General features: G+C 41.8%; 14 protein-coding genes. 9 read left to right on the top strand and 5 right to left on the bottom strand.

Going from position 1 to position 19,621, the window contains the following annotated elements; all coding sequences use genetic code 11:
* The first annotated feature begins 254 nt into the window (after nucleotides 1–254).
* The gene (locus tag CWC02_RS16245) at nucleotides 255–977 is read left to right on the top strand and encodes a helix-turn-helix domain-containing protein (RefSeq protein ID WP_138619351.1); all 723 of its coding nucleotides are present in this window, start codon (nucleotides 255–257) and stop codon (nucleotides 975–977) included.
* 23 nt (nucleotides 978–1,000) lie between these two features.
* Here CWC02_RS16245 and CWC02_RS16240 read toward each other — a convergent pair whose 3' ends face one another.
* Nucleotides 1,001–1,465 carry an SEL1-like repeat protein gene (locus CWC02_RS16240; protein WP_054551621.1) on the bottom strand — a complete coding sequence of 155 codons (465 nt, stop codon included), beginning with the start codon at nucleotides 1,463–1,465 and terminating at the stop codon, nucleotides 1,001–1,003.
* Nucleotides 1,466–1,586: 121 nt separating this feature from the next.
* Here CWC02_RS16240 and CWC02_RS16235 point away from each other — a divergent pair, with 121 nt between their 5' ends.
* Nucleotides 1,587–2,879 carry an NCS2 family permease gene (locus CWC02_RS16235; RefSeq protein ID WP_171043856.1) on the top strand — a complete coding sequence of 431 codons (1,293 nt, stop codon included), beginning with the start codon at nucleotides 1,587–1,589 and terminating at the stop codon, nucleotides 2,877–2,879.
* Between the two features lie 26 nt (nucleotides 2,880–2,905).
* Here CWC02_RS16235 and CWC02_RS16230 read toward each other — a convergent pair whose 3' ends face one another.
* Nucleotides 2,906–3,664 (bottom strand): hypothetical protein, encoded by a 759-nt coding sequence (locus CWC02_RS16230; protein ID WP_054551619.1) that lies wholly within the window; start codon nucleotides 3,662–3,664, stop codon nucleotides 2,906–2,908.
* A 297-nt stretch (nucleotides 3,665–3,961) separates the two neighbouring features.
* On the opposite strand from CWC02_RS16230, the gene cysB reads away from it, so the two are divergent.
* Nucleotides 3,962–4,939, top strand: a complete 978-nt coding sequence (cysB, locus tag CWC02_RS16225) for an HTH-type transcriptional regulator CysB (RefSeq protein ID WP_054551618.1) — start codon at nucleotides 3,962–3,964, stop codon at nucleotides 4,937–4,939.
* A gap of 54 nt (nucleotides 4,940–4,993) precedes the next feature.
* Here the strand turns inward: cysB and CWC02_RS16220 are convergent, their stop codons facing one another.
* From CWC02_RS16220 to pabB, 3 genes are all read right to left on the bottom strand, one after another.
* Entirely contained in the window at nucleotides 4,994–6,370 is a 1,377-nt protein-coding gene (locus tag CWC02_RS16220; RefSeq protein WP_054551617.1) for an L-serine ammonia-lyase, read from the bottom strand.
* A 101-nt stretch (nucleotides 6,371–6,471) separates the two neighbouring features.
* Complete coding sequence (locus CWC02_RS16215; RefSeq protein WP_171043855.1) at nucleotides 6,472–7,050, bottom strand: NUDIX hydrolase; 579 nt, start codon at nucleotides 7,048–7,050, stop codon at nucleotides 6,472–6,474.
* A gap of 17 nt (nucleotides 7,051–7,067) precedes the next feature.
* Nucleotides 7,068–8,411 (bottom strand): aminodeoxychorismate synthase component I, encoded by a 1,344-nt coding sequence (pabB, locus tag CWC02_RS16210; protein ID WP_138619349.1) that lies wholly within the window; start codon nucleotides 8,409–8,411, stop codon nucleotides 7,068–7,070.
* Nucleotides 8,412–8,592: 181 nt separating this feature from the next.
* Between pabB and CWC02_RS16205 the strand changes: the two genes are divergently transcribed.
* The 6 genes from CWC02_RS16205 to CWC02_RS16180 all read left to right on the top strand — a co-directional run bounded on the left by CWC02_RS16205 (nucleotide 8,593) and on the right by CWC02_RS16180 (nucleotide 19,594).
* On the top strand, nucleotides 8,593–10,119 hold the full coding sequence (locus CWC02_RS16205) for a fumarate hydratase (RefSeq protein ID WP_054551614.1): 1,527 nt from the start codon (nucleotides 8,593–8,595) through the stop codon (nucleotides 10,117–10,119).
* A 400-nt stretch (nucleotides 10,120–10,519) separates the two neighbouring features.
* Entirely contained in the window at nucleotides 10,520–11,560 is a 1,041-nt protein-coding gene (locus CWC02_RS16200; protein ID WP_055021514.1) for a Leu/Phe/Val dehydrogenase, read from the top strand.
* A gap of 133 nt (nucleotides 11,561–11,693) precedes the next feature.
* Nucleotides 11,694–12,350: a CatA-like O-acetyltransferase gene (locus tag CWC02_RS16195; protein ID WP_054551612.1), complete on the top strand. Its 657-nt coding sequence runs from the start codon at nucleotides 11,694–11,696 to the stop codon at nucleotides 12,348–12,350.
* 130 nt (nucleotides 12,351–12,480) lie between these two features.
* Nucleotides 12,481–15,387 (top strand): ligand-binding sensor domain-containing diguanylate cyclase, encoded by a 2,907-nt coding sequence (locus CWC02_RS16190; protein ID WP_138619347.1) that lies wholly within the window; start codon nucleotides 12,481–12,483, stop codon nucleotides 15,385–15,387.
* Between the two features lie 90 nt (nucleotides 15,388–15,477).
* On the top strand, nucleotides 15,478–16,302 hold the full coding sequence (locus tag CWC02_RS16185) for a M90 family metallopeptidase (RefSeq protein WP_054551610.1): 825 nt from the start codon (nucleotides 15,478–15,480) through the stop codon (nucleotides 16,300–16,302).
* Between the two features lie 106 nt (nucleotides 16,303–16,408).
* Complete coding sequence (locus tag CWC02_RS16180) at nucleotides 16,409–19,594, top strand: amidohydrolase family protein (RefSeq protein WP_138619345.1); 3,186 nt, start codon at nucleotides 16,409–16,411, stop codon at nucleotides 19,592–19,594.
* Nucleotides 19,595–19,621: the final 27 nt, after the last annotated feature.

Raw genomic sequence — 19,621 nt, 5'->3', positions numbered from 1 at the left:
TCCCGTCCACTCCGCCATTTGTTTTCCTCAAGCAAATGATTATATAAGTCTTTACACTACGCCTTAGTATTTCCTTATACTGAAAACGTATCTCGTATCTCGTATCTCGTATCTCGTATCTCGTATCTCGTATCTCGTATCTCGTAAATTTCTTCCTATCTTGCTAATATTCTTCATTATTCCTATTTATTCAGCTTCTTATATCTGCATGAATAGCAAAGAATGGCGGCTCCACAACAAAAAGGAAATGCGTTATGAGTACATTCGGAACACAACTAAAACACTATCGCAGTGAGCTAAAACTAAGCCAACCAGAATTTGCTGAGCAAGTTGGAATAGAGCAAAGCTACCTTTCAAAACTTGAGAACGATAAATCAGTGCCTTCAAACGACACATTTCGTTCAATATTAACGGCGCTCAATCTAACAATTTGCGACTTTATGGAGCCATTAAAACATTCTGTAGATAAAGCGAGATTGATTAATGTGCCTGACATTGAAGCTTGGTATAAGCAACAAAGTAATAAGCAATTCATTAAACAGCGCTCATTAATCTATATTGCGATACTGTTAAGTGCGCTAGGTTGCGCCATGTTTTATTTAGGGCATCAAGAAAAGCTATTCAATACAACGTTCTATGAGTACAAATCATATGGTGTAGTGAAAGATAATGAACCAGATGGCATTTTTCATGATTGGCGAACGCTACTCGTAGAACAAAGCCGCGAGAAAATAGATGCTAAACGTCGAGAAATGATTAGCAGGCATGATTTTAAATTTATTATTTCAGCGGACTATAAAGGTATTTCGTTTGTAGAATCTGGCGAGCAAGGCAGGCGCTTATATAGCCTTACTTCAAAAACACCTATTATCAAGCCCCATAAAGGCCATGTGTGGCTTGAGTTTATAGGTATCTTATTGCTTGTAGTTGGTGCAGGTCTCATAACATTTGAGAGTAAACTGACAAGACAGCATTAATGAGTTGTAGAACCTGACGCGTGTTAGCTTGCGTCAGGATCTCGAGGAATTAAATGTGCAAATTGCTGCTGGTGGATTTGTTCATATAGGGTAGCTGCATAGCTTTGCGCATCATGTAATCTGCGCGTACTGATGTGTTTTCTAAGATCATCAAGTGCAGCCGTTGCAGGTTCATAACCTTGGCTACTTGCCAGACTTAACCACACCGCGCCATGAAAAACACTGTGTGGTACACCTTGCCCTTTGATGAAAAACAGCCCCATATAAAATTGCGCCCTATGGTTACCGGCCATAGCTGCTAAGCGCATCCATTTGGCAGCAAGGGGAGGCTGTTCATTTTTTAAATAATACAAAGCTTTGTTTAGTACGTTTTCAACAGATTGAGTACTTTTATTTGGCGCCGACCCTTTATCGGGTTGGGTAATAAAGGCAAGTACATTATCAAGCTGTTGCTCTAAATCTAAGCCTACTGGCGAATTATCAGACATAGTTTAGTTATTTTCTTGAAATAAAAGACCTTATTAGTTTAGAACATTGCAAGGTAAAATGTCCTCTTATTGAGATAAAATATGATAAAATTAGCCAATTAATCTCAACTTAAAGTTCAACATGTTCGAAAGACTTTTCAAAATCACTGAAAACAACACCTGTGTGCGCCGCGAGACTATTGCTGGCATCACAACATTCATTACCATGGTTTACATTGTATTTGTTAACCCTGCCATGCTTGCAGAAGCGGGAATGGATCAAGGTGCGGCATTCGTAGCAACCTGTATTGCTGCTGCAATTGGCTGTTTTATCATGGGTTTATGGGCAAACTACCCATTAGCACTGGCTCCGGGTATGGGCTTAAACGCCTTCTTCACTTATGGTGTTGTTTTGGGCATGGGCTACACTTGGCAAGCTGCATTAGGTGCAGTTTTTATGTCTGGTTGTATCTTTTTATTCTTAAGCCTATTTAAGGTGAGAGAGTGGATCATAGACGCTATTCCACTGGTATTAAAGCGAGCTATTGCCACAGGTATCGGTGCTTTCTTAGCGCTTATTGCATTGAAAAACGCTGGGATTATCGTAGCAAGCCCTGCAACCTTAGTGCAGTTAGGCGATATCACAGCCCCAGGTCCACTACTTGCGATTTTTAGCTTTTTTGTTATTGCAGCACTGTTATACCGCGATATGAAAAGCGGCGTACTTATCAGTATTTTATTAGTAACCGCAATTGCGCTTGGTTTAGACCTTGTGGAGTATCAAGGAATTATTTCAATGCCGCCTTCAATTGCACCAACCTTTATGCAATTGGATTTTGCAGCAGCATTCGAAATCTCAATGCTAACAGTGGTATTTGCGTTCTTATTTGTTGATTTGTTTGATACTTCAGGCACTTTAGTTGCTGTAACGCAAAAAGCAGGTATTGCTGATGAACAAGGTAAAATGCCTCGTTTAGGTCGTGCATTAAGCGCTGACAGCACAGCTACCATTGCAGGCTCAATGCTTGGTACGTCAACAACAACGTCTTACATTGAATCAGTAGCAGGTGTGTCTGTGGGCGGCCGTACAGGTCTAACTGCTGTTGTTGTAGGCATTTGTTTCTTGTTAATGATGTTCTTTGCGCCACTTGCTGGCATGATCCCAGCTTATGCAACGGCAGGTGCAATTTTATATGTAGCTGTGTTAATGATGCAAAACTTAAAGCTGGTAAATTGGGATGATATGACAGATGCCATTCCAGTGAGTGTGGTATTATTGATGACGCCGTTAACTTTCTCGATTGCTCACGGTATTGCGCTTGGTTTTATTTCTTATACTGCAGTGAAGTTGGTATGTGGTAAAAAAGATGAAATCAGTATTAGTGTGTGGGTATTAACAGCGCTGTTTATTGTTAAGTTTGCGTTTTTATCTTAATTTTCACAAAGCAAAGAAAAAGTGGTTTACCACTTTTTCTTTGGTGCGAATAACACGTCTAAATCGTCCTGCTCTTGTTCTGCTTTCTTCTTTAGTGACGTCGCATTTGATGCTTTCAACTCAGAGCTAATCGTCTCTAAATAACCTTCAACTTCTTGTCTTTTCGAGTTTACATATTCATCGCTATAGCTAACTGAGTTAAGCGTTGCCAGTGCTTTTTCGAAATACTGTCTGGCAGAGCCCACCATATTTGCTGAGCGAGCTGAAAGCCCACGCTTAATTTGGCTTTCTACGTTGATTCGAAGTTGTAGTTTTTCAAGGCGTTTATCTTCGGCAACAAATATTTGACTCTCGATTTTACCTTTACTATGTTCAGAGCGTAGCACTGCCCTTAGTTTTTTTATTCCTTGAATTAAAGAAATAAGCTGCTTATCGTTGTCTGGTAACACTAATGAGTCGCTATTATTCGCCTCAATTGGACCCCCTAAACGCTGTTTAGCTTCATTTAAGCGACTTTTGAGTTCCTTAGAACTTGGAGAGAGTTGTACCATACTTGCAAGCGCATCATATATACGGCGCTGAATAATACGTAGAATATTCTCAGACATGGGAATATTGGCACTGTTAAGCAGCACGTCTTCTGCTTCTTCAATGATTTTCTTTTGCTTAGTTAACTCTTTGCGGCGCTCTGCTTCTTGTTTTTCTTTGTGTTGTTGCACAGCACTGACCCATAATGCGATCACAATTAATGCAACAATGAGCATGATGATGATAGAAACAATCATTACTAAATCTCAGTTTTAACTATCTAATTTTTTTATATTACCTTAAAAAGATTAGATCTGAACAGTTTTGCGGTAGTTATCTCGAATAAACTTATTAAGTTTACTACTTTATAATGAGTATAGCGCTAAACTAACATCTTTATTGAATATTTTGCGAGTAAACACGGCTACCGAGCATTAATTTAATGTGTTAGCCTTAGAAACAATCGATATAAATGTATAGCGCGATGAAATATCGCTTGGCATTGCGCTTTGCAGCCTTTATAAATAAACAATAACAACGTTTACAATGCAGCCATGAAACTACAACAACTCAGATATATAGTCGAAGTCCAAAATCATAAACTGAATGTCTCAGCGACAGCCGAAAGTTTATTTACCTCGCAACCGGGGATCTCGAAACAAGTTCGTATGCTTGAAGACGAACTGGGCGTACAGATCTTTGGCCGTAGTGGCAAACACCTTACCCATGTAACCAGTGCCGGTAACGAAATAATTAATATTTCGCGAGAGATATTGTCGAAAGTTGAAGGTATTAAAGCGGTTGCTAATGAGCATACTTTGCCTGATCAAGGTAAACTTAACATTGCGACTACTCATACTCAGGCTCGTTACGCATTACCGAATGTTATTCAAGGCTTTATGAAAAAGTACCCGGCAGTTTCTCTGCATATGCATCAAGGAACGCCACAGCAAATTTCTGATGCGGCAGCACGCGGTGATGCTGACTTTGCCATTGCGACTGAGGCACTACATTTATACTCTGATTTAGTTATGTTGCCGTGCTATCACTGGAATCGCAGTATTGTTGTGGCAAAAACACACCCGCTTGCGCAAAAGGCTGATAACTTAACGGTTGCCGATGTGGCTAAATACCCACTGATAACTTATGTGTTTGGTTTTACTGGTCGTTCTGAATTAGATAAAGCCTTCAATGCTCATGGCCTTGAGCCGCATATTGTTTTTACTGCAACGGACGCTGATGTAATTAAAACTTATGTTCGTTTAGGGCTAGGTGTGGGTGTTGTGGCGTCTATGGCGATTGATCAAATAACAGATACTGATTTAGTCTGTATTGATGCAAGTCACTTATTTGAAGCGAGCACCACTAAAATTGGTTTTCGAAAAGGCAGCTTCTTGCGTAGCTACATGTATGATTTTATTGAGCGTTTTGCCCCGCACTTAACGAAAGAGCTGGTTGAACGAGCAAGTTTATTACGTAACCAAGAAGATGTTGATAAACTCTTCGAAAACATTGAGTTACCAGTAAAATAGAGATAAGAAAGCCGCTTTAAAGCGGCTTTTTTTATGCTGAAAGCGTGCTGTAAATTAACACTCGATGATGTTAACCGCTAAGCCACCGCGAGCGGTTTCTTTGTATTTCGTTTTCATATCATTACCTGTATCGAGCATGGTTTTAATGACCTTATCAAGGGTTACTTTTTGCTCTCCAGAACCACGCATAGCAAGGCGTGACGCATTGATTGCTTTAATTGAGCCCATTGCATTACGTTCAATACATGGTACTTGTACAAGACCGCCAACAGGGTCACAAGTTAGACCTAGGTTGTGCTCCATGCCGATTTCAGCGGCGTTTTCAACCTGTACAACATTACCACCCATGATTTCAGTTAGTGCACCCGCTGCCATTGAGCAAGCAACGCCCACTTCACCTTGACAACCAACTTCAGCCCCCGAAATTGACGCATTCTTTTTATATAAGATACCAATTGCTGCCGCCGTTAATAAGTAACGTGTTGCAATATCACGGTCTACTTCTTTAATGAAAGTGTGATAATACATTAATACCGCTGGCAAAATACCTGCAGCACCATTGGTTGGTGCGGTAACAACACGGCCGCCGGCAGCGTTCTCTTCGTTTACTGCAAGGGCAAATAAATCAACCCAATCCATAGCACGTAATGGGTCGTTGTTTACTTCAATATTTAATTTAAGGTGTAAACTAGGGGCACGGCGCTTTACTTTTAATCCGCCTGGTAAAATCCCTTCTGTACGCATACCACGCTCAATACAGGCTTTCATTACTTGCCAAATATTAAACAGCTCATCCTTGATGTCTTTTTCGCTGCGCAGGGTTTTTTCGTTATGCATCATAAGTGTTGATACACTAAACCCTGATTCACGGCATAGCTCTAATAACTCTTTAGCCGTGTTAAACGGATAAGGCGCTGGGTTTTCTTCGCGAATTTCGAGTGCTTTTTGTTTTTCGTTCTCGAACTCTTCATCACTGACGATAAAGCCGCCACCGATTGAGTAATACACTTTGCTGAATAACTTTTCGCCATTTTGGCTAGCAATGATTTCCATTGCATTTGAGTGTTTTGGTAGAGTTTTACGACGATGAAATACAATCGCACCTTGCTTAGGGAAATTGGCTTTATGGCTTTGGTTTAAATAAATAACCTGCTCTTTTTCGATTTTTGCGAGGATATCGTCGACTAAGTCAGCATCAATGGTTTCTGGATCATAACCGGCAAGGCCTAAGATCACAGCTTTACCAGAGCCATGGCCAATACCTGTTTGACCGAGTGAGCCAAATAGCTCAACTTTAATATCGGTGACGTTTGCAAGTAAGTTTTTTTCTTCTAGTTCGTTTACAAATAAACGCGAAGCGCGCATCGGGCCAACTGTGTGAGATGACGATGGGCCAATACCAATACTAAACATATCGAATGCACTGATCATAATTTGCTACTCATTTTTCTATTAACGGCATACTACCTGCCTTTGAACGGTGCCACATGATAACGTTTAAACGTGTCTGTGTAACCCTAAAAGCAGGATAATTAAACTGGTAGGGCGAGCTGCTTGATAAAGTTATTAATAATGCTTGCTGTTGCTCCCCAAAGCAGACCATGGGGGGTCATCAAGCCTTGCAAAGTAATGGTTTTACCATTTCGCTCAAAGGGGAGGGGTTGCCAATTTTGTTGATTACTTAAATAAGATAAGGGTAGTAAAAAACTGGCAGCAACTTCGTTGGGATCTGCTTGCCATGTTGTGCCCTCACTAAGGACACACACAAAAGGTTCAATAGTGAAACCGGTTAGAGTCGCGTATTGATGTAATTTACCGTGGACAGTCACTTGGTGTGTCGCAATATTAAGCTCTTCATTGAGCTCTCGAAGGGCGGTGTGCATTAACGTGTCATCTTGTTCTTCATACTTTCCACCCGGTAAGCAAATCTCCCCCGGGTGATGAAGTAAATAACTAGGTCGCTTGCACAATAACAAATGCGCTTCGTCGTTAACATCAAGCAGAGGTAACATTACGGCACTGGCACGCTTTTCGGCATTAAAGCGAATGCTAGCTGGGCGCTCTGTGGTTTGACTTAAACTAAAACGGGCAATTAATTGCTGACTATTCAAGGTTGTTACTTCAACGTTTACTTTAATAAAGGCAGTATTTTATTTACTTTATCGTAAGTTTCTTGGTACTCCAAGTCGACCTTTGAATCAGCCACAATGCCACCGCCAGCCCAGCAATAGATTGCACCTTTGTGACACACTAAAGTACGGATTGTGATACTGGTATCCATCTTGCCACAAGCACTCAAGTAGCCAATTGAGCCGCAGTACACACTACGGCGATGGGGTTCGAGCTCTTCAATAATTTCCATAGCGCGAATCTTCGGCGCTCCGGTAATTGAACCACCCGGGAAAGCGGCATGAATTTGGTCAACGGCATCTTTGCCATCCGCTAATTCTGCGCGCACAGTACTTACTAAATGATGCACAGCCGGAAAGCTTTCAATGGCAAATAACGAGGGTACGGTGACACTACCTGGACGAGCCACTTTGCCTAAATCGTTGCGCAGCAGATCAACAATCATGACATTTTCTGCGCGGTCTTTTTCTGATTGCTGTAAACGAGTTGCTTGCGCTTGGTCTTGTTCAGAGTCAGCCAAACGAGGGAGCGTTCCTTTAATTGGCTTGGTTTCTATTTGGCCCTGATTAATCGAAATAAAACGCTCTGGTGAAATAGATAAAATAGCGCCATCAGGGTGATTTATATAGCTTGAAAACGGTGCTTTATTCGCTTCTCGAAGTTGTTTATAGGCTTGCCATGTTGAACCAGAAAACTCAGCTTTAAAACGCTGTGCAAGGTTGATCTGATAGCAGTCACCACTTTTTAAATAAGCTTGAATTTTCTCGAACTTTTCGCTGTAGCTGGCTTTACTCATGTTTGATTGCCAGTCGCTTTGTAGCGCGAATTCTGCACTTGTTGGTGTTTCGTTTAGGTGCTGCTGGTATAGCGCTAAGCGATTATGATTTGGCTGACAGACGTAAAACCAACTTTGCTGTTGCTTATCATAAATAAGAGCATCTGGATAAAGGCCTACAGCCATTTGCGGCATGTTAATGTCGTTTTCGGCAGTACTTGGCATGCTTTCAATCACGCGACCTAAATCATAACCAAAATAGCCAAGCCAACCACCTGTAAAAGGCAGGTTATTAGAGTTTGCTGTGTGATTAAATTCCTGAAGGCCTTCTTTCATCAAGCTAAAACAATCACTTGATTGTGCTTTGCCGTCGACAAAGCAGGTATTTTCACGCACTTCTAATTGCTTTAAAGGGGCAATAGCGATGATATCGAAGCGGCTATTCACATGTTCGCTATTGGCTGAATCGAGCAACACGGCATGGGGCAAATGAGCGAAATGACTAAATAGCGCGATGCAATCACCACTTAAATCTAATTTTATGCACAAATTTTCATCGTTTATCATCTACATTGCCCTGAATAACTAGCCCGAAACGGGCGAGGAGGGTATCATAAGTTAAATTTGATTGGCAGCGTTATGATTTCCTTTATAGTGATGCCATGACTAACCCGTAGAGTAAATCTTCGTCACCGGTTTACTCAGGATCACGTACAGCGCTACGCGATAAAAACTTAAGGAACCCGTAATGAGTACAATTCGTCAGCAAGACTTCATTGATAGCATTGAAGATGCATTGCAATACATTTCTTTTTATCACCCTCTCGATTTCGTACAAGCCTTAGAAAAAGCTTACAACAAAGAGCAAAGCAAAGCGGCAAAAGATGCCATTGCGCAAATTTTAATTAACTCTCGTATGTCTGCTGAAGGTAAACGTCCACTGTGCCAAGATACAGGTATCATTACTTGTTTCGTAAAAGTAGGTATGGATGTTAAGTGGGATAAAACAGACATGACTGTACAGCAAATGGTTGATGAAGGTACACGTCGCGCATACTTAAACCCAGATAACCCATTACGTGCATCAATTGTTGCAGACCCAGCTGGTACGCGTAAAAACACTAAAGACAACACACCATCAGTTGTTCATATTGACTTAGTGCCAGGCGCTGAAGTAGAAGTAATGGTGGCAGCGAAGGGCGGCGGTTCAGAAAATAAAACGAAAATGGTTATGCTTAACCCATCTGATGATGTGGCTGCATGGGTTGAGAAAACATTACCAACCATGGGGGCGGGCTGGTGTCCACCTGGCATGCTAGGTATAGGTATTGGCGGTACTGCAGAAAAAGCTGCGGTACTTGCTAAAGAATCATTAATGGATCCGGTTGATATTCACGAGCTAATTGAGCGCGGCGCTGAAACAACTGAAGAAAAAATGCGTATCGATATCTTCGAACGTGCTAATAAGTTAGGTATTGGTGCTCAAGGTCTTGGTGGTTTAACAACCGTAGTTGATGTGAAAGTTAAAACGGCACCAACTCACGCAGCATCAAAACCAGTGGTAATGATCCCGAACTGTGCAGCAACGCGTCACGTACACTTCACGTTAGATGGTTCAGGCCCAGCTGATCTTAAAGCGCCTAAACTAGAAGATTGGCCAGAAGTTACATTTGAAGTAGGTGAAGGTACACGTCGTGTTGATTTAAACACACTGACTAAAGAAGACACGCAAGAATGGAAGATGGGTGAAACGGTTCTTCTGTCTGGTACTATCTTAACGGGTCGTGATGCCGCGCATAAACGTTTACAAGATATGATCCAATCAGGTGAAGGTTTACCTGAAGGCGTTGATTTTGATAACAAGTTTATCTACTACGTTGGCCCTGTAGATGCAGTGGGTGATGAAGCGGTAGGTCCTGCTGGCCCTACAACTGCGACTCGTATGGATAAATTCACTGATATGATGTTAGAAAAAACGGGCATCATCGGTATGATTGGTAAAGCAGAGCGTGGTCCTGCTACAGTAGAATCAATCAAAAACAATAAATCTATCTACTTAATGGCAGTAGGTGGTGCAGCTTACCTTGTATCTAAAGCAATCAAGAAAGCACGTGTTGTTGCGTTCGAAGATTTAGGTATGGAAGCAATCTACGAGTTTGAAGTAGAAGATATGCCAGTAACCGTTGCTGTTGATAGTGAAGGTGCCAATGCGCATACGCAAGGCCCTGCTATTTGGAAAGCAAAAATCGAAGAACTTGATGGCAAATTAAAATAACCATCTTGAAACTCTTTTCATAAAACGGCGCACCTGCGCCGTTTTTTTCAGCTCTGACCAGTCTCAGCTATTTCTCTAACATCTCTTTAAAAGCTGATTTTACTTGGCTTTATCGGCATAATTTTTTTGTCATTTTTTCTTTACGCTATACTTTACCTTTACGTTCACGTAATAAAGTTGGCGATGTTAATATTTTGTTTTGAATTAACAATGCTTAATGCGTACGTTGACTGGTATATTTTTTCCATAAAGTGTTAGTTTTTGAGTTGTTATTTCGGCCTGAGAACTTTGCTTAGTTTTATCATCTCATTTAGTGGTAAGGGAGCATACGAAGTGATAAAGTCTCGGCACTTTCAGCGCTCACACCCTTTAGGGTAAGAAAATTTCGGAGTATTTAACTGTGGCTGTATTTAATAAAGTCGACTTTGATAACCACGAGCAAGTGGTGTTTTGTTCAGATAAAGAATCAGGCCTAAAAGCTATTATCGCGGTTCACAATACCAAGTTAGGTCCAGCGGTTGGTGGTTGCAGAATGTGGGACTACACAACTGATGAAGATGCTGTTACTGATGCACTTCGCTTATCAAAAGGTATGACCTACAAAAATGCTGTGGCACGTTTACCATTTGGTGGCGGTAAGTCAGTGATCATCGGTAATGCTAAAGAAATTAAATCAGAGCAACTTTTCCGTGCATTTGGTCGTCAGTTAGAGCGTTTAAGTGGTAGCTACTATTCAGCTGAAGATGTAAACATCACTTGTGATGATGTGGCTATCATGAATAAAGAAACTAACTATGTATTAGGCCTTGAAGGTAAAAGTGGTAACCCTTCACCGTTCACAGCATATGGTACATTCTTAGGTATTAAAGCGGCGTTACAACATCAACGAGGTCATCAAGATCTTGCTGGTATCAAAGTAGCCGTGCAAGGCTTAGGTGCAGTAGCATATGGCCTTTGTAAACACTTACATGAAGCGGGCGCAACATTATTTGTAACAGATATCAACGAACAAGCTGTTGAGCGTGTTGTAAATGACTTCAATGCAACGGCTGTGGGTATTGATGAAATCTACGACTTAGATGTTGATGTGTATGCACCATGTGCACTTGGCGCAACGGTGAATGACACGACTATCCCGCGTTTAAAAGCAACAATTATTGCAGGTTGTGCGAATAACCAATTAGCAGAGTCTCGTCACGGTGAGATCATCCGCGAAAAAGGTATTTTATACGCACCAGATTACGTAATTAACGCAGGTGGTATCATCAACGTTTATTACGAAACTGCACCAGAAGGTTATAGTGCAGAAGCATCAACGAAGCACGTTGAAGGCATTTTTGATACGCTAACAGAAATCTTTGCTCGCTCTGAAAAAGAGCAAAAGTCGACGCATTTAATTGCCGATGAACTCGCATTAGAAATCATCGAAAACGGCTTATAATTTAGTAAATCGATAAATTTACAGGTAAAAAGGTGCGCAAGTCGCACCTTTTTTGTCTCTGTTATTTATCGCAACAAAATGACGAAGGCTAACTATCTCGGTACACTCGGTTTTTAAATCTCGAGGACGCCTAATGAAAACTCAGCCTTGTGAAATAACCCCAATCAATCTTGATACTTGGCCTCGTAAGCAGCATTTCGCTTTTTTCAAAGAATTTTCTCTGCCATATTTTAATGTATGTGTTTCACTCGATATGGCGGCTCTATATAACAAGTGCAAAGCAGAACCGTATTCGTTCTTTCACAGCTATGTTTACCTAACACTTGAAGCATGTCATGACTATGCACCAATGCGTCAACGTATTATTGATTTGTTGCCCGTACAACTGTCATCTGTAAGAGGCAGTGTGGTAGAGCTTGCAGAAGATGAAACTTTTCGTTTTAGTTATTTTGAAAAACAAGCGTCGATGGAAGATTTTTCAAAACACGCGATTGCTGTGGGTAAAACAAGTAAAGCAAAACCATTTTTCTCTGATGCATTTGCTGCAACAGAAGGGCAGCCTGATCTTATTCATATCTCAGTGCTACCATGGCTTAATTTTACCGGTTTCTCGCATGCGGTGAGTGAAGGGCATGGTCTAGGTATACCCAAGTTTGTGTTTGGCCAATATGACGTACAAACTGGCAAGATGCCGCTTTCAATCGATGTGCATCATGCTTTGATGGATGGCCTGCATGTAGCAAGATTTGTGAAAATACTGCAAGAAAAAATTACGAATTTTTGTAATTGATTCTTGCTAAATGTTATCGAAGTAAGTAAAAATTGCAACTAATGTAGTATTATCTGAAGTTAGGGATGACTTTACTTCGCATAACTACATCACTGAATAGAACGATAATAAATATCAGGGTTTTAGTTTAATGGTGCGGGTAGTTAGTTGTATTTTTCTTTTTTTATGTTTCAGCGCGGTTGCAGAATCTGCACGCCTCTCTTTAAGTGACTATTTTACAGAGACTTGGAGTACTCGCGCCGGCCTTCCTCACAATAGTATCAATGGTGTAGCGCAAACCAAAGATGGTTACATTTGGATAGCAACTTGGGAAGGGCTTGCCCGTTTTAATGGTCGCGAGTTTAAACTCTTTACTCGAACAGAAATACCTGGCTTACCTGATTCTGGCCTACGTAGCCTTATTGCAATGGAAAATGGCGATTTATATATCGTGGGCGCCCGTGGTGGCATTGCGCTTCGCTCACAAGGAGGGTGGCGCGCATTACCAAGCTCATCAGCCATGGTTAATCATGCACTTGTTACTGAACAAGGTGAGCTTTGGTTGGCACTTGAAGGGCAAGGTATTGTATACCGCGCTTCTGAAACTGTCACTGAGCAAAAACTGCTTGATAAGTTAAGTGCCTACCGCCTTTTACAAGACAAAACAGGCGTGATTTGGGCTGCGACCAGTGATGGTCTTTATCAAATAGAGAATAAGCAAGTTAGTAAGATCAATGAAGACTCAGGGCTTCCAAATGCTTCTGTGTTTACCTTGTTACTAACGGAGTCAGGCACTTTAATTGTCGGCACTGAAAAAGGGGCATGGCAAAAGAAAAATAATAAGTTTGTTGCTATTAATCCCGTCCTTAACAACGAATCAATTGCTAGTTTACTCGAAGATGCACAAGGCGATTTGTGGTTTGGCACCATCAATAAAGGGGTATTTAGACTTAGCAGTTTAGGCCTTGAAAACTTAGCGGCAGATGATGGCTTACCCAACAACCGTATTTTATCCTTATTGCTCGATCGGGAAAAAAGTATTTGGGTTGGCACGAATGCCGGGTTATTCCGCCTGCGCGAAGCACCATTTACGAATTGGAGCCAAAGTCGTGGGCTTGCATCTGATTATGTGCGTACCGTGTTATCGCATTCTGATGGCAGCTTATGGGTGGGCAGTAGTAATGGCTTAAATCGTATTGAAAATGGCAAGCTCACAACCCTTACCCAAGCCTATGAAAAAGACCCACTATCAGTTTTAAGTTTAACTGAAGATAAGCAGGGCGGAGTCTGGCTAGGCACTTATACTGCCGGTTTAATGAAAGTGGTTAATGGGCAAATTTACCCAGTAAAAAACCGCAGTAATGGCCTGATCAGTAACGAAGTTCGCGCTGTGTTGTTTGATGCTTTTGATAATCTATGGGTTGGTACCGCTGCCGGCTTAACCAAGATAGACCCTGCAGGGCAAATTCATTCGTTTACCACGGAGGATGGCCTAGCCGGTGATTTCATAATGGCACTTAATGAGGATGACCATGGTAGATTATGGGTTGGCACGGGCGTCGGTGTGTCCATTTTTGACCCAATTACAGAGCAGTTTAAAACACTTGAGTTTCCAACGCAGTTCAGCACTGAGTATGCATTCGGCTTTTACTTAGATGGCGATAAAATGTGGCTTGCAACCGATAGAGGTCTCGTTCGTTACAATCTCAGTACAGATAAAATGAGCTTATTTGGTCGAGACCAAGGTTTACCTGTTGATAAGCTGTTCCAAGTCATTGAACAAGGTGATTCATTGTGGCTGACTAGTAACCGCGGTGTTATTCAAGTCAATAAAGCTCAGCTAGTAGCACTGCTAGATAACCCTGAAAAAGTTCAGCCAATGAGTGTTTCGATGCAGCTTTATGATGAAGGCGATGGCATGCTTAGCGCGCAAGCTAATGGTGGTTCAAACCCTGCTGCTGTACTTCATTCAGATGGACAAGTATGGGTTGCCACAGCAAAAGGCGTTGCTATTGCGACACCAGAGCGTTTAAAAGAAGCCAGTAAACGCCGACTATCGACGGTTATTGAAAGCTTCGAAGTCGATGGCAAACCCATGACTTTACCCGTTGGAAATGAGGTACTGAGCTTGCCTGCGGGTGTTTCTCGTGTTTCGTTCAATTACGCTGGGCTTAGTTTTATTATGCCCGGGCGTTTAAACTACCAAACGCAATTAAGTGGTTACAATCAACAATGGGTAGACCGGGGGCGCTTGGCCATTACCGAATACACTAATTTACCACCGGGTAACTATACCTTTAAAGTGCGCGCTGGGTATCCAAATAGTGATTGGCAAGATAATGAACAAGTACTGCGGTTTAAAATAGCCCCTTATTTTTGGCAGAAAACCAGCTTTAAATTATTTATCTTAGTTGCAGTGCTTTTTGCTGCTTATGCCATTTATAAATACCGCTTATATCATTACAAGCGCATTGAAATTGAGTTAACTGAAAAAGTTGAACAGCAAATGCATGATTTGCAAACGCAAGCCGATGCCTTTGCTCATTTAGCGAATCATGACCAATTAACGCAATTACCGAATAGACGTGCCTTTGATATATGGTTGTCTGAAAACTTTAGTCAGTTCCAACGTGATAATAAAACGCTTAGTATTGCCATTATGGATATTGATCACTTCAAACTCATTAATGACAATTTCTCGCACTTAATTGGTGATAAAGTGATTTGTGAAATTGCTCGTTTACTGCGCATGAACTTCCCTGATGAAGGTTATGCGGCGCGTTGGGGCGGTGAAGAATTTACCCTGTTGTTTCCATACAAAAACGCTGAAGAGGCCGCAAGATTGTGTGAAATTATCCGTTTAGAGATAGCGGGTTACGATTTCTCAGAATTAGCAGATAGCCTTTCTGTAACGGTAAGTTTTGGTGTGGCAGATAACGCGCAAGTTGCAGACTACGACCGCTTGCTATCACACGCCGACAACGCTTTATACAATGCGAAGAATAACGGCCGGAACCAAATTTTTATTTATAATCAAGGCTGTATTACGCTCGATTAATCAGCTTTAAAAATAAAAATGTGTGTAAACAATTGATCTTTTTTTGTTTGCACACATTAAAGTATCAAGATTGTTTTTTAGGCGATAGTAATGCTTAACCTGGTTTTGATACTTTTTTTAATAATTTTTGTTGTGTGTTACTGGCGCTGGGACGATATCCGTAATCACTTTTGGCAGAAAAAATACCTTAATAACTCCCTCAATGTTCAGCAAAAAAATCTGCTGTTAAAATATATGCCTATCTACCGAAAGATGACGGATGCCGACCGCGAAAAGCTGGAGCGTCATATCGTTTGGTTTTTAAATGAAAAACGCTTTATCGGTTGTGATGGCCTTAAGCTTAATGATGCAATGAAGCTGATTGTGGCAGCCGATGCCTGTGTTTTAGTGCTTAATAAACCATGGCCACTGTATCGTAATGTAAAAGAGATCCTGTTATATCCAAGCGCGTATTATGCCCCGCAAACTTCCCGCGATAATGCCGGACTTGTTAGTTATCACAATACGGTGCGTCAAGGTGAATCATGGCCAGGCGGAACACTGGTATTGAGTTGGCATGATGTCCTTGAGGGGAACCGTTTACCAAGCGATGGCCATAATTTAGTGTTTCATGAATTTGCCCATCAGCTCGACCAAGAAACCGGCAAAACCACGGGTACACCACTGCTTTCGAGTAACGAGGATTACCAAAAGTGGGCAAAAGTATTTAGCCGCGCCTTTAATCAACTGAAAACTCATTTAGCTTATGGCATGCCTCATGTTATTCATAGCTATGGCGCGACTAATGAGGCAGAGTTTTTTGCTGTTATCACCGAAACTTTCTTAGAAAAACCCGCTGAACTCAGGCAATTTGACCCAGAAATTTATCATTTACTGGTTGGCTTTTATCAGTTTGATCCGATTGCGTGGCATTAGTCGACTATTTACGTCTGTTTAACACGAATCACTGGAATCTTGCTATGCTATTTGGTGCAATCTTAAAAGTGTGCATATAAGCAAAACAATAAAAAGTGAGATTTCAATGAAGAAAATGCTTCATACAGCGCTCGCTGTATCTATTTCACTTGCTCTAACTGGGCAAGTGGCGGCAGCTGAGCAATCAAATGACGACAAATGGCAGGTGGACGCACCTAAAGGCCAATTCCTAGACGCTAAAATTAGTGTTGAGCAGGGCACGTGGATGAACGTAGATATTAGCCCTGATGGTAAAACAGTTGTGTTTGACCTACTCGGCGATATTTATACCATGCCAATGTCAGGTGGCACTGCAACGCAATTAACCAGTGATATTGCATGGCAAATGCAACCACGCTTTAGCCCTGATGGCAAGCACATTGCGTTTACTTCAGACCAAGGTGGTGGCGATAACATTTGGGTTATGGATTTAAATGGTGAAAACCAAAAAGCCGTAACGAACGAAACATTTCGTTTGTTAAACAGCCCAGCTTGGAGCCCAGATGGTGACTACTTAGTTGCGCGTAAGCACTTTACTGCAAGCCGCTCTCTAGGGGCTGGTGAAGTATGGCTTTACCACAAAGCGGGTGGTAAAGGTGTGCAACTAACTGCACGTGAGAACGACCAAAAAGACTTAGGCGAACCAATGTTCTCACCGGATGGTCGTTATGTTTATTTCTCGCATGATGCAACGCCGGGTAAAACATTCCATTACTCTAAAGATTCTGTAGCGGGTATTTATAAAATTAAACGCTATGACCGTGAAACTGGCGAGATTGAAACAATTATTGATGGCATGGGTGGGGCTATTCGACCAACACCTTCACCAGATGGTAAAAAGCTTGCGTATATTAAGCGCGATGATTTCCAAACAAGCTTGTACTTATATGATCTTCACACCGGTGAGCATACTAAGCTGTATGGCGAGCTTGAGCGTGATATGCAAGAGACATGGGCAATTCATGGCGTATACCCAACAATTGCTTGGACACCAGATAACGAACAACTGGTCTTTTGGGCGGGTGGGTCAATTCATAAGCTAGATGTGGATGATAAGTCTGTCTCGACTATTCCATTTAAAGTTGAGACCAATAAGCAAATTCAAAAAGCCGTGCGTTTTACACAAAACATCGATAGCGATAATTTTGATGTGAAAATGCTGCGCAATGTACAAATTTCACCGGATGGTGAAACGGCTATATTTGAAGCGCTAGGTCATATTTATAAACGTGATTTAGAGTCTGGCAAAGTGAAGCGCCTGACTAAGCAAGACGACCACTTTGAATTATTCCCGCAGTTCTCTCGTGATGGTAAGAAGATTGTTTATACCACATGGGATGATAACGAACAGGGCTCAGTTCGTGTTGTATCTGCGCGCAGTGGCCGTGGCGATACCATTACTAAAGAGCCGGGTAAATATGTAGAGCCAACTTTCAGCCCTGATGGCAAAACGGTTGTTTACCGTAAAGCATCTGGCGGCAGTATCCTTAACCCAACATGGTCATTAGAGCCAGGTATTTACTCAGTAAGTGCTAAAGGCGGTAAAGCGACGCTAATCACTAAATCAGGCTATCAGCCGCAATTTGGTGCAGCGAATGACCGTATTTATGTGATGAGCCCTTGGCCGAAACCAACATTAAGTGTTGTTGAGCTTGAATCAAAGCAAGTTCGTAAACTTTACGAATCAGAACATGCTACAGAGTTTAGAGTATCACCAGATGGCCAATACTTAGCGTTTGCAGAGCGTTTTAAAGTATTTGTTACGCCATTTGTTGAGCGTGGCAAAACCATTAATATTGGCCCTAAAGATAGTCAATTCCCAATTGAGCAGCTTTCTGTTCGCGCGGGTGAAAACATCAGTTGGAGTGGCACAAGCGATAAACTTTATTGGAGCTTAGGCCCAGAGTTATATCATGCAAGCCTAGCGGGTTTATTTGATATTAACCAAAATGCAGAGACTGACTTTAAAGTTAAAAGCGGTGACAACATCGGTTTTACAAAAACCATGGCGGAGCCTAAATCAATCTTTGCGTTAACTGGTGCGCGTATTATCACCATGAACGGTGAGCAGGTCATTGAAAACGGCGTTATTGTTACTGATGGTAAGCATATTAAAGCGGTTGGCAGTAAAGACAGCGTTGCTATTCCTAAAGGCGCAGAAGTAATAGATGTAACTGGCAAGACGATTATGCCGGGTATTGTTGATGCGCATGCGCATGGCTCGCAAGGCAGCGATGAGATCATTCCACAGCAAAACTGGAAGAACTTAGCGGGCTTAGCGTTAGGCGTGACAACGATTCATGATCCATCAAACGATACCACTGAGATTTTTGCTGCAAGCGAAATGCAAAAAGCAGGCATGATTGTCGGCCCTCGTATTTTCTCTACAGGTACCATCTTATATGGTGCGAATATGCCAGGTTATACATCGCATATTGACTCGTTAGAAGATGCTAAATTCCATCTTGAGCGTTTAAAGAAAGTAGGTGCGTTTAGTGTTAAATCCTATAACCAACCTCGTCGTGAACAGCGCCAGCAAGTTATTGAAGCAGGTCGTGAACTTGAAATGATGGTTGTGCCAGAAGGCGGTTCATTACTGCAGCACAACTTAACTATGGTAGTAGATGGTCATACGGGTATTGAACACTCAATTCCTGTTGCCAATATTTACGATGATATTCGCCAGCTTTGGTCACAAAGCGATGTGGGTTACACGCCGACACTCGGTGTAGCTTACGGTGGTATTTGGGGTGAAAATTATTGGTACGACAAGACAGATGTGTGGAATCACCCACGCTTAAGTAAATTTGTACCAAAGAATCAGCTTTTGCCTCGCTCAATGCGTCGTGTTAAGGCGCCCGATCATCACTATAACCACTTCAACAATGCCCGTGTTGCCAAAGAGCTGCAAGACTTAGGTGTATTAGTAAACCTTGGTGCTCACGGTCAACGTGAAGGTTTAGCGGCACATTGGGAAATTTGGATGTTTGCGCAAGGTGGTATGACACCACTTGAAGCTATTCGTGCAGCAACGTTAGATCCTGCTAAATACATTGGCCTTGATAACAACATCGGTTCTCTTGAGCCGGGTAAACTTGCCGATTTAATTGTTATTGACGGTAACCCGCTAACTAACATTCGTGATACAGATAAAATCGATTACACTATGATCAATGGTCGTTTATTTGATGCTGCAACCATGAACGAAGTGGGTGAGAAAAAACGCGAAAAGCTATATTTTGAAAAAATCTAACATAGCAAAAATCTAAACTGAAAGCGG

The organism is Pseudoalteromonas sp. S2721 (assembly GCF_005887425.1).
GTDB lineage: Bacteria > Pseudomonadota > Gammaproteobacteria > Enterobacterales > Alteromonadaceae > Pseudoalteromonas > Pseudoalteromonas simplex.
Note: the sequence above shows the minus strand (reverse complement) of the source record. Positions and strands in the feature narration are given on the sequence as shown.